At 56.7% G+C, this 11683-nt stretch carries 12 protein-coding genes; all 12 read right to left on the reverse strand.

Annotated features, from left to right (window positions below):
• Positions 1 to 101: 101 nt before the first annotated feature.
• Positions 102 to 545: a type III secretion system invasion protein IagB gene (iagB, locus tag ACOKCT_RS02085; protein WP_156654193.1), complete on the reverse strand. Its 444-nt coding sequence runs from the start codon at positions 543 to 545 to the stop codon at positions 102 to 104.
• Positions 546 to 641: 96 nt separating this feature from the next.
• Positions 642 to 3332 carry a glycosyl hydrolase family 18 protein gene (locus ACOKCT_RS02090; RefSeq protein WP_214421781.1) on the reverse strand — a complete coding sequence of 897 codons (2691 nt, stop codon included), beginning with the start codon at positions 3330 to 3332 and terminating at the stop codon, positions 642 to 644.
• Between the two features lie 247 nt (positions 3333 to 3579).
• Positions 3580 to 4377: a prepilin peptidase gene (locus ACOKCT_RS02095; RefSeq protein WP_103178885.1), complete on the reverse strand. Its 798-nt coding sequence runs from the start codon at positions 4375 to 4377 to the stop codon at positions 3580 to 3582.
• The gene (gene gspM, locus ACOKCT_RS02100; RefSeq protein ID WP_156654191.1) at positions 4374 to 4859 is read right to left on the reverse strand and encodes a type II secretion system protein GspM; all 486 of its coding nucleotides are present in this window, start codon (positions 4857 to 4859) and stop codon (positions 4374 to 4376) included. Before gspM ends, ACOKCT_RS02095 begins: the two co-directional genes overlap by 4 nt.
• A complete protein-coding gene (gspL, locus tag ACOKCT_RS02105) occupies positions 4856 to 6001 on the reverse strand; it encodes a type II secretion system protein GspL (protein WP_159339220.1) in 1146 nt (381 codons plus the stop codon). The genes gspM and gspL overlap by 4 nt, the downstream gene beginning before the upstream one ends.
• Before the next feature lie 15 nt (positions 6002 to 6016).
• On the reverse strand, positions 6017 to 7030 hold the full coding sequence (gene gspK, locus ACOKCT_RS02110) for a type II secretion system minor pseudopilin GspK (protein ID WP_159339221.1): 1014 nt from the start codon (positions 7028 to 7030) through the stop codon (positions 6017 to 6019).
• Positions 7027 to 7686: a type II secretion system minor pseudopilin GspJ gene (gene gspJ, locus ACOKCT_RS02115; RefSeq protein ID WP_420193113.1), complete on the reverse strand. Its 660-nt coding sequence runs from the start codon at positions 7684 to 7686 to the stop codon at positions 7027 to 7029. The genes gspK and gspJ overlap by 4 nt, the downstream gene beginning before the upstream one ends.
• Complete coding sequence (gene gspI, locus ACOKCT_RS02120; RefSeq protein WP_103178880.1) at positions 7683 to 8063, reverse strand: type II secretion system minor pseudopilin GspI; 381 nt, start codon at positions 8061 to 8063, stop codon at positions 7683 to 7685. The genes gspJ and gspI overlap by 4 nt, the downstream gene beginning before the upstream one ends.
• The gene (gene gspH / locus ACOKCT_RS02125) at positions 8056 to 8541 is read right to left on the reverse strand and encodes a type II secretion system minor pseudopilin GspH (RefSeq protein ID WP_159339224.1); all 486 of its coding nucleotides are present in this window, start codon (positions 8539 to 8541) and stop codon (positions 8056 to 8058) included. Before gspH ends, gspI begins: the two co-directional genes overlap by 8 nt.
• Positions 8541 to 8984 carry a type II secretion system major pseudopilin GspG gene (gspG, locus tag ACOKCT_RS02130; protein ID WP_420193114.1) on the reverse strand — a complete coding sequence of 148 codons (444 nt, stop codon included), beginning with the start codon at positions 8982 to 8984 and terminating at the stop codon, positions 8541 to 8543. Before gspG ends, gspH begins: the two co-directional genes overlap by 1 nt.
• Positions 8985 to 8986: 2 nt before the next feature.
• Positions 8987 to 10195 carry a type II secretion system inner membrane protein GspF gene (gspF, locus tag ACOKCT_RS02135; protein WP_103178877.1) on the reverse strand — a complete coding sequence of 403 codons (1209 nt, stop codon included), beginning with the start codon at positions 10193 to 10195 and terminating at the stop codon, positions 8987 to 8989.
• A complete protein-coding gene (gspE, locus tag ACOKCT_RS02140; RefSeq protein ID WP_420193115.1) occupies positions 10195 to 11673 on the reverse strand; it encodes a type II secretion system ATPase GspE in 1479 nt (492 codons plus the stop codon). The genes gspF and gspE overlap by 1 nt, the downstream gene beginning before the upstream one ends.
• Between the last annotated feature and the right edge of the window lie 10 nt (positions 11674 to 11683).

Raw genomic sequence — 11683 nt, forward strand, 5'->3', positions numbered from 1 at the left:
ATACGAACTCGATTTATGTATTAACCCTTTAATAAATAAATCCGGGACAGCAACCTTTTCTTTCTGAAGAACACTCGTAAGATATTCTTCAAAAAAACTGATTATCGGTACTGCGACATCCGTTTTATTCTTTGATATTTCGCCCAGACTTTTCTGGCGTAAATCCTGCGCTGGGGATAATTCTCCGGTTTCAGTCCCGCGTTATAGGCGCCGACCGCCTCCCAGTTATAGCCGTAAACGTTAATCATGCCGGAGAGAATAGAAGCGCCAACCATAATAGAGGTGCAGGGCTCCGTTATTAACCGGTATTCATCAATGCCCTTTTTTTCCAGCTCAGCAAAATGCGTACTATTTATTTGCATCAGACCGACATCCCGGGAGCCGTCGTGGTTATAACCGACCGCGTTCGGATTGAGGCCGGACTCCACGTCCGCAATGGCAAATAATAACCAGGGATCGACATGGTAATATTTCCCGGCAGAATTCCAGCAGTTGGCTAATACCCCCTGACTGATTAACAACAACAGAAAAATAACGCGTTTCATCTCTTCACCTGGCCGACGCTGATGGACTGACCGCGCGGTGAAGCGCGGTCATTGATGGCGGGCAAAGATCGCGCCCGCCATCTCAGAGAAGGACGATTATTTGCAGTCTGCTGCTGCGCCTTCTTTCACCCATACATCGCTGTTGGCTGGGTTATCACCACGGGTCCACCACTTCGCACGGTAAACGAAACCTTCATAAGTGGTCGTGTCGCCGCCGTTATAAACCATTTCGGGTTGCCAGCTGAACTTCACTTTGCTGACCAGTTCCCATGCTCCCTCGCCAAAGCCAGGCTGGTTGCCCTGAGTCCAGTACTTCGCTTTCCAGACCAGATGGTCGAAGCTAACGGTATCGCCAGTGTTGTAGACCTTGCTGCTGCTCCACGCAGCATATTTGCTGGCGTTGGCATCGACAGGCTTATCACAGCTACCGGTTGTCCCTTCGTCGGACGGAGGAGTGTCTTCATCAGCTGGTGGCGTGACGTCATCCGCAGGCGGCGTGACATCATCGGCTGGCTCAGACGCTTTTGGCGTGACATTAACCTGCACGGTTGAGTGCACGCTCTCTTTGCCATCGCCGACCACTACGCTCAGGGAGTAGCTGGACTCGGAGGTCACCTCCGGCGCAGTGATGCGCACGCTTGAGGTATTGATACCGGTAGCATTCATCTCTGCCGGTACGCTCCAGCTATAGGTCAGCGCATCGCCATCTGGATCGGATGCCTGGACATGCAGGGACTGCGTCTGACCCGCTTCCAGGGTGACGGCCTGCATTGGGTTAACCACCGGAGCCTGGTTCGCTTTAGGCGCTTTGTTGACGACCTGGACGTTCACGGTGCTGGAGAGCCCTTTCGCATCGGTCACGGTCAGACGGAAGGCCAGAGTATGGTCGCTGGTCACAGCCGGAACGCTAAAGGTGGCTTTCGCAGAGGTGCTGTTCGCGATATTCACCGCGGTTCCGGAAATCTGCGTCCACTTGTAGGTCAGCGCATCGCCATCCTGGTCGGAAGAAGCAGAACCATCCAGCGTGACGGTCACCGGACCGGTCACGGTCTGGTCAGCAGCGGTCGCCACAGGCGCGTGGTTGGTGTTCGCTGGCTCGTCAGAAGAGGAACCGTTGCCCAACAGGCTTTCGTTCATGGCGTTCAGGATATCGCCGTTATCGGATTCAATAGACCATGCGAACAGACCGCCGAGGTTTTTGTCCAGTACGTACTTGCCTTTCGCCGCAACCGAACGGGCGTCGTCATAGCTCACCAGCTCGCCGGTGGCTTTGTTGAACAGGTAAGGCGCTTCTGCCGCGCTGTCATATTTGTACTCCCAGCCTGGCTTGCCTTTCATCTGATTGGCAATCACGCGGTAGTCAATGATACCCGCTTCCCAGGTACCCGGAATTGCGCCAGTCGCGGTGCCGGTGAATGGATTGTCGCCGGTGTAGCCGTGTACGCCGGTCCAGCCGCGACCGTACATCGCCGCACCCACTACGATTTTGCCCGGCTGTACTTTCTGGTCCAGCATCGCTTTCACGGCGTTATCGGTGGTGTAGTTGGTATCTGGTTTCCAGGAAGCACCGTACAGCGCCGCCTGGTGACCCAGTTCGGTGTTACTCCATGCGCCGTAGTAGTCGTAGCTCATCAGGAAGATATGGTCGATGTACTGCTGTGCAGTGGTGTAATCGACATCTTCAATCTTATCTCTACCGGCGCCGATAGCGGTGGTCAGCTCGTAAGTACGGCCAGTCTCAGCAGACAGCTCGTTCAGCATGGCGCGCAGATCGTGCATCAGTGCGGTATAGGTGGCTTTGTCGGTCTGCGGGTTGCCCAGTTTGGCATTCTCGCCGCCGCCGCCCGGGAATTCCCAGTCGATATCCACGCCATCAAACACTTTCCAGGTTTTCAGGAACTCTTTAACTGAGCCGACGAAACGGTCGCGCAGCACTTTGTTGTCCATCTGGAAGAAGGGATCGGACAGGGTCCAGCCGCCCACAGAAGGCAGGATCTTCAGGTTTGGATTGGCTTTTTTCATCGCCATCAGCTGGCCGTAGTTACCTTTGTACGGTTCGTCCCAGCCGGTCACACCCTGCTGTGGTTTTTGCAGCGCAGCCCACGGGTCATGAATGGCGACGGTGTAGTCCTGACGGCCAGCACAGGCGCGTTTCAGGGATTCCAGCGCGCCGGAAGATTTAGCGCTGTCGTTGATGCCATCGCCACCGCAAATTGGAATGAAGCCGTAAAGAATGTGGTTCAGGTTGGCAACCGGGATTTTATCCACGGTGAAGTTACGGTCGTATACGCCCCACTCAGGGAAATAGGCCGCAACCACTTTATCGGTATGTTTGGCGAACGCTTTGTTGTTCTCATGAAGCGTGGTGTTTAATGGCAGCAGGTGGCTACCGTCGGTATCCGCCACAATGATCAGTTTGCTGGCGCTGGTGCTACAGCCGCTGTCATTACATACCTGAACCTGCTCCTGGTAACGGCCTCCTTTTTTCACCTTAAAGGTGGCGGAGCCTGTCGCGCCGCTCGCGCCAGACCAGACTTCCTTACCATCCAGCAGCACTTTTGCCGAGGTTGGAGCATCACCACTCCAGACATTCCACTCAACTTTAACGTCTGCGCCATCGTGAACTTTTACCAGAGAGTTATAGTCCTGCGCGGCCTGGTCAACTTCAACAATAGCAAACTTGTCGTTGCCGCTGGTCAATGATGGCACACCTGGAACGGCTGCAAATACAGGGCTGGTTGCCGCTGCAACAAAAAGCGCCAGGTATTTAGGCTTAAAGAAATTCATTTTCATATCCTAATAACTCTACGTGAACTTTAAAAAACATGTCTTCCTTAAACATGAAATAAAACCAACATGGATTTAAAAAAAATTAAATACATAATGAATTAAAATGTTTTTAATATTTTCAGTTAATCTTAATTATAAAATTAACGTCACATGCGGTTTATAACGAAGATAGTATTAGCAAAAAAATGATTACTCACCTCTTTCCCTTGTCGAAAAAATCTCAAAATATAATTGACAGATTTAATTAGGGGATGAGTGAATAATTTTGCAAAATAAAGGTAATAACGCCTCCGGCCGCCAGTGCCGGGCCAAAAGGAATGTGCGCGGCTTTTTGATCCGCTTTAATAAAGAGGAGATGTCCGGCAATGCCGGTTAACGACGCCAGTAACAGTACATCAGGCAGCGCCTGCCAGCCGCACCAGGCGCCCAGCGCGGCCAGCAGCTTGAAATCACCGTAACCCAGACCTTCGCGACCGGTTATCAGGCGAAACGTCCAGTAGACAAGCCAGAGAGAGAGGTAGCCCGCCACGGCGCCGATAATGGCATCGCGCAGGGGCAGCGTCGGGCTGATAAGGTGGACCAGCAGCCCGGCCCACAGCAGCGGTTGTGTCAGGCAGTCCGGCAGCAGCAGATGCCGCCCATCGATGAGGGCGAGCGGCAGCAAAAAGGCGCTCAACAGCCAGAGGGAAAAGAGCCCGGCAAGGTCTGGCATAGACCAGGCGGTGGTGCCAAAAAAGAGGAAGGTAAAGGCTTCAAGTAACCATAAACGCAACGGGATAGCGCTGCCGCAGTAGTGGCAGCGCCCGCGTAGCGCCAACCAGCTTACCAGTGGGATATTTTGCCACCAGGCTAAATCATGCTGGCATGCCGGGCAGTGCGAGCCCGGAACGAGTAAGTTAATCCCGGCCTCATCTTCAAGCAGCATCGGCGGGATCCGCTCTGCTACCACGCCGAGAAAGCTGCCGATAATTGCGCCAAAAACGGCGCTCATCAGGCTGAACAGGCCCGGGCTGCTCTCTCTGAACAGGACGAAAGCCGTCATGCCGTTTTTTTCCAGCTAAGCTGGATCTCTGCCCTGACGTCACGCTGGTGGTCGACAGGAGTCAGCTTTATTTTCTCCAGTTTGATCCCTGAGGTGGCGTTAATTTCGCGCAACCAGTTCTTCAGCTCATTGATCTCCATCCGGGGCACAATAAACGATAACGTCTGCCCCTCCTGACGCACATCATTTAGCGGCAGCTTTATTTGCTTTGCGCTGTTTTCCACCACGCTACGCGGATTGTCGGTTGTTAATTGCTGCACCTGGAGATGGTTTTTATCGATTTCGCTACGCATCCAGTTAAGGGTATCTCTCTGGCGCTTCAGCGTTGACTGGCTATTTTTAATCATATTATCCAGCGGAACCATGCCGCCGTAATAGACGACGGCGCAGCCCAGCGCCGCGGCGCAGAATTTCATCAGCACCTTTTCACGGGCAGAGTAATTCTGATACCGCGCTTTAAGCTGTGCGACACGCTCTTTCATTTGTGTTTCCCCGTGATCATGGCGGTAAAGGGCGCGACCGTTGAAACCGGCTGCAGCGAAAAGTTGAAATCCGCACTGCTCTGCTGAATGAACGCCTGCAGCGATGCGCTGTTCTGGCTGCTGGCGCTGAGCGTCCAGCGGTTTTGCGAACCGTCATAATCCAGCAGGTTAATTTCTATACCCGGAACCGCCTGCTTCGCTTTGTTCAGATCCGCCATTTGCAGAAAGACGCCTTTGTTAACCTTCTTCAGGTTCTGACCAAAGTGATACTTAATATTGCTTTGCTGGCGAAGGCTGGGGAAATGATACTGATAGACCGTGGCGATCTCCTGTTGCAGCTGGTTTTCCTGGTGCACCAGCAGCAGGGCCATCGCCAGTCTCGGCCCCAGCAGCAATCCGACGCTGAGCAGCGCCAGCGCAACCATTGCCCCTTTCATGCCTTTGGAGGCACCGCCCTGGGCGCCGCGGGGATGAAACTCGCCGTGCAGCACATTGGCCCGGCAGTTCTGCCACTGCGGCTGGATCAGCACTAACGGGTGCTGCCAGGGTAAGGATTCATCCACCGCAATTCCGGCAGGCGCCTCGCCATAGCAGCGCACCATCCCCGGCTGAGATTTCGCCATCAGCAGCGGCAGCAGCGAGGCGTCGGCTTCACAGGCGCTGGCCGGTGAAAAGCGCAGCCAGTAGCTCTCATCCAGCGCAACCAGCGTGCTTCCTCCTTCCACGACCGGCAGCAGCCAGGCGTCAGGCAGGGCCTGAACGACCTTCAGCCCGGCCTGCTCAAAGCGGGTGAGCCAGTTGCGCAAGCGCCGACCCTCAATGGCGACAGCATCCACTTCCTCTCCTTTTTTGCTCAATACCGTCCAGTGCAGGTCGTCGACGTCACCGATCAGCGTCTCCTCGGCCATCCACGAGAATGGCGTCGCCTGGGCGCTGAGCCCTTTCTTTGGCAGGGAGAAGTGGCGGAAGATCGTCTCACCGGCGGGTAACAGCAGACAGATGCGCGACGCCAGCGGATGGTCCGCAAGCGTCGACAGGGCCGCCATGCCGTGGAGCGTATTGACCTGCTGGCTCCCGGATTCGCACCATGCAATGGTCCCGTCCTCGCGGCTGTCGGGACGTACAAAAAGTATCTTTTTCATCGGTATCGGCTTTTATTATTCAATCATTCGGTAACGGCGCTGCCAGGTTACGATCTCGCCCGCTTCACTGTTAACCTGAAGCTGACTGACCACGCGCAGCGTTAAATCATCGGTGTTGCCGGTGTAGTTCACCCGGAAGTAGCGACTGTTGACGGCTACCTGTTCAGCCACCTGAGTTAACTCGTCTTTCAGCTGGGGAAAATTTTGCTCCAGCGCCTTGCTGAAGGCCTCCACGTTTTCCCATCCCGCTTCCGGGCGTGACGCGAGCAGCCGGGCGGCGTCATCCTCCGTCAGTTTTCCCGCAAACAGCGCCGCCAGCAGTTTTGCCTGTTCAGGCTTGAGGGTATTGACGTTGATCTTGCTGCTGGCATCCGGCAGGGCGCACAGTAGCGCGCTGACTTTGGCATAGGCCGATGCCGGAAACGCGGGCAGCAGCCTGATTTCGCTGATGTTGCGCATCATCTGGTTGGCCGGAAGCCGCGCGGGCTGCACACCTGCCCAGGCATCACTCTCCGCGGCCCCTTTCGCCGTGGTGCTGTCGCCGTCCAGGTAATCCACCAGCTGTTGATAGACCTGCTCAGCGGTGATCTGATCCAGACCCGCGTCGGCCAGCAGTTGTTCAACCGTCTGCTGCTTACGGGACTTCTCCGGTATGGCTGACGTGGCCTGATCCTTTGCCGCCTGCTCCACGGTGAGCAGATTATTGACGTTAAAGCAGTCCTGCGCGTCCTCAACCTGGCTCACCACCGTGTAAAACTCCCCCTGTGTCTCAAGGGGTTGATGCCACTCACCGTCCGGCTCCAGCGGATTCTCGCCGCTGGCGGCGGTCTGCAACAGCTGCTTCACCGCCTGCTCCTGGCGCTGTATCGCCCAGCGCAGCTGCTGCTGGCTCACCTGGTAGTGGGTTTTCTGTAAATTACGGCTGAACTGTTGGCTGATTCTGGCCGCCAGGGCCGACATCATCACCAGCAGGATTAGCACCACCAGCAGCGCAACGCCCCGCTGCTGGCTTTGATTCATTTTGTTCATGGCTGACTTTCCGGTACCGTTGCTGGCGCTTGTTCAGGAGCGGACGCAGGCTTCGCCTCTTCGGGCTTTTCAGCCGTTTTCACGGCGATCTGCGGCTGCGGCATGTCGCCTGGGGTGGTAAAGACCCAGCGCCAGGTGTCGCCGCTCTCCATGGTCAGGGTCAACTCGACCCCGTCTGGCTGATGCCCGCTCTCACGCCAGGGCTTCTGCCATGAACCGCTGAAAAATCGCCACTGGGCGGATTTCACCTCAGAGACAATCGGCACCGCTTCGGGTTTTACGCCTGCCGGGCTGTCGATGGTCGGCCAGACATCGCGCCACAGCCGGTGATCCTCAAACCGCCAGCGCACCCGCTCCAGCTGAACATGCCCGCTCACCCCGTTGAGGGTGGTCAGTTCGATGGCGTTATCATCCTGGCGAAAAACGTCGGGTTCATTGCGCGGTGCCCGGGCCTGCTGCTGAAAAAAATCACGCTCCAGCAGGCTCCAGGCGCGCTGGATCTGATTGAGCCTGGACGCGTTGCGATCGGTGGCATTGCTGGTACGCATCGCGCCGTCGAGGATCTGCCAGGCGAGGGTGCTGATCACCGCAAAGATGGTCAGCGCAATCATGATCTCCAGCAGCGTAAAGCCGCGCTGGCTTTGCCGTTTCTTCATTTTTTCTCTCCCGGAGGCAGTACCCGCATCGCTACCACCGGCTGGCTCTCATCCCCTTCGGCATAGACCAGGATCTCATCCGCCCAGCGCTTATCGGCAACCTTCACCCGCTGCATCCGCCAGTTCCAGTTGCGCCCGCCCATCAGTTCCGTCCCCTTCTGCCCTGCATCCGGGAAGTCACTCTTGGTCAGCTGCGCTTCGGCGAGCAGATTCTCAGCGACCCAGCTGGCCTGGAGGGTATCCGCCAGACCGTGGGTAAAGCGCACGTTCAGGGAGACAGAGTTCATTAACGCCAGCGCGGCGGTGGAGAAGATCACCAGGGCGACCATCACCTCCAGCAGCGTCATCCCGCGCTGCGAGGCATTTCGTTTAGCCATCGTTCTCTACCGTAACCGGTGCCGCGCCCTGCGACACCACGCGGAAATGGTGTTGTTTATCGTCACTCTGTAATGTCAGGGTGAAACGGCTCATCTCGCCGTCCGGCAAAAAGACGATCTGCGGCTCGGCGTCAGGCGTGGCGGCCAGACGCTGCGGGGTGAGCGAGACGTGCATCCCTTCAGGGAAGTCGCCCCCGGTAGTGATACGGCGTTGCGCTAACGGCACCCAGCGGCGTTCACCCTTTTTTTCATTGAGCGTCATCAGCTGATATTTATCCGGCGTCACCACCAGGCCCACAATATTTCCGTCCATCACCGCCCGGTCGGAACCATATTCAACAACGGCTTTTAATTGCTGACCAAATATATCCGCGCCGTTGCGCGACGGTATTGTTGAGACCACCATCATGGCGCAGCTGGCGAATATCACCAGCGCGAGAATAATTTCCAGCAGCGTAAAGCCGCGTTGCCTGTTCATTATTTTTTATCGAGCGACCAGTTGGTAATATCGTCTGCGGTATTGGCTTCGCCGTCCGGACCGGAGGAGAATACGTCAACGGCGCCATGTTCGCCCGGGCTGACCAGAATGTAATCACTGCCCCACGGATCCTGCGGCAGGCGGCGAATATAGCCGTCGGCGCGGTAGCCGTTCGGGATTGGCGCGATTTCAGGTTTGGTGACCAGCGCCTGCAGGCCCTGTTCAGTGGTGGGATAACGGTGGTTATCCAGCTTATACATATCCAGCGAGCCTTCCAGCGCCACAATATCGCTGGTGGCTTTCTGGATATCCGCTTTCTCTTTATTTCCCATTAAATTCGGCACCACCATACTGGCCAGTACGCCGAGAATAACAATGACCACCATTAATTCGAGCAAAGTAAAGCCCGCCTGGCCCGCCAGGTTTTTTCGTTTCATCGCCATAATTAACCTACCATATTATTAAGTTGCAGAAGCGGTTGTAATATTGACATCACAATAAACAGAACAATGGTCGCCATAGAGACCACCAGCGCCGGTTCAAATACCGACAGCGTTAAAGTGATGCGATGCTGTAATGCTGATTCCTGGTTTTCGGCCGCGCGATCCATCAGGTTACCCAGCTCGCCGCTCTCTTCGCCGGAGGCAATCATGTACAGCATGGTGGGCGGGAATAATCTCGCCTGCTCCAGGGCGGCATATAACGAGGCTCCCTGGCGCACGGTGTCCGCCGCCTGTTCCAGCACCTGGCGGGCGTGCAGATTTTCAATCCCGTCCATGGCGATATACATCCCCTCAAGCAGCGGCACGCTGCTGGCCTGCAAAATACTGAGGGTGCGGATATAGCGCGCGCTGTTGATGGCGCAGACCAGTTTTTTGATTGGCGAGGCGTTAACCAGCCAGCGGTGCCAGACAAAGCGGTTCCGGGCGTTTTTAAGCCAGCTTTTAAAGCCGATAAATGCCGTGACCAGCCCGCCGCCGATATAGAGGCCATACGCCTGCAGGAAATCACTCACCGCGATCAGCGTGCGGGTGGTGATCGGCAGTTGCTGTTTCATATGGGTAAACTGCTCAATCACCTGCGGCACCACCGCCACCAGCAGGATGCAGATCACCGCCACCGCCACCACCGTCAGGGTGATGGGGTAAACCATCGCCTGGGTGAGCTTGCTTTTCATCTTCTGGCGCTGCTCGTTGTACTCCGCCAGTTTTTCCAGCACGTCCCCGAGATGGCCGGTTTTTTCCCCGGCCATCACCAGGGTGCAGTAGAGTTTGTCGAAGGTGCGCGGAAACTGGCTGAAGGCGTCAAACAGCGTGTGCCCTTCCACCACTTTGTCGCGGATCCCGGTCACCATCGCCGCCAGCTTTTTATCTTCCGACTGCTTTGCAATCGCCTTCAGGGCGCTCTCCAGCGGCAGCGCGGCGTTCACCAGAGTTGACAGCTGACGGGTGAACATCGACAGCACCGGGGTGGAGAGTTTGATCCCCTTCTGCGCGCTACCGGTTGTCGCAGGTTCGCGGGTCGGCGTAATGCTCACCGGCATCAGCTTTTGCTCACGCAACGTCTGGCGAACCTGCTTCGGCCCCTCGGCCTGCAGGATGCCGCGCTGGGTTTTCCCCGCCGCACTGGTGGCTGTCCACGCATACCACGCCATTATTCATCTCCCCCGCGCTCGGCGGTGACGCGCATGACCTCTTCCAGGGAGGTGACGCCGGAAATCACCTTCAGCAGGCCGTTTTCACGCAGGCTGTAGGCCTGTTTGAAGAGTTCGGTCTCGATGGACATCTCATCTTTATCTTCGTGAATGGCCCGGCGCATCGCGCTGTCCACCACCAGGAATTCATGGATCCCGGCTCGCCCCTGATACCCGCTCTGACGGCACTGCTCGCAGCCCACCGCGCGGTAGATCGCTTTCGGCGGCGCCTCCATAAAGCTGAACAGCGCTTTTTCATTGGCGTCCAGCGGACTGGTGGTCCGGCAGTGTACACACAGCCGACACACCAGACGCTGGGCAATGACCCCCAACAGGGATGAACCGATTAAAAATGACTCCAGGCCCATGTCGCGCAGGCGGGTGATGGCCCCTGCCGCGCTGTTGGTGTGCAGCGTGGACATCACCAGGTGACCAGTGAGAGACGCCTGCACCGCAATCTGCGCGGTTTCGCCGTCACGGATTTCACCGATCATCACCACGTCCGGGTCCTGGCGCAGAATGGCGCGCAGCCCGCGGGCAAAGGTCATGTCGACGCGCGGGTTAACCTGGGTTTGCCCCACCCCTTCCAGCTCATACTCGATGGGATCTTCAACGGTGAGGATGTTGCGTTCATGGCCGTTCAGCGCCGAAAGAATGGCGTACAGGGTGGTACTTTTCCCGGAACCGGTCGGGCCGGTGACCAGAATGATGCCATGCGGACGGCCAATTAATCCCTTCAGCTGCTGTAACTCTTCGTCGATTAGACCCAGCTTGTTAATGTCCGGCTTGAGATTGCTTTTATCGAGCAGACGCATCACTACCCGCTCGCCGTACTGCGAGGGGATGGTGGAAACACGCACGTCGATCGCTTTACGCCCGATACGCAGCGAAATACGCCCATCCTGCGGCAGCCGTTTTTCGGCGATATCGAGCTTCGACATCACCTTGATACGGGACACCAGCAGCGGCGCCAGCTTGCGCGCCGGTTGCAGCACCGGACGCAGCACGCCGTCGACGCGAAAGCGGATGCTCAGGGTACGCTCAAAGGTTTCGATATGAATATCCGAGGCACCGTCTTTCACCGCCTCGCCGAGAATGGCGTTGATCAGGCGGATCACCGGCGAGTTTTCGTCGTTATCCAGCAGATCCTCGTTATCCGGGATCTCCTCGGTCAGCGCCATCAGATCGATATCGGCATCCATGTCATCCACCAGCTGCTGCGAGACACCGCTATTCTGCTGCCAGATTTTGGCCAGCATCTCGTCAAACGCCTCTGGCGTCAGGACAACCGGCGTAAAAGAACGGGCCAGCACCCGGCGCATCTCCAGCAGAGCAAAGGCCGGGGCGTCATCGCGGACAAAGACCTGATCCTGATAAAAGAGGACGCCGTTATCCTTGGCAAAGCTGCTGGTGCATAAGGCATTGGTGAGTTCATCCATCTCCCGCCCC

This window comes from Leclercia sp. M-A074-M (assembly GCF_965195605.1).
Taxonomy (GTDB): Bacteria; Pseudomonadota; Gammaproteobacteria; order Enterobacterales; family Enterobacteriaceae; genus Enterobacter.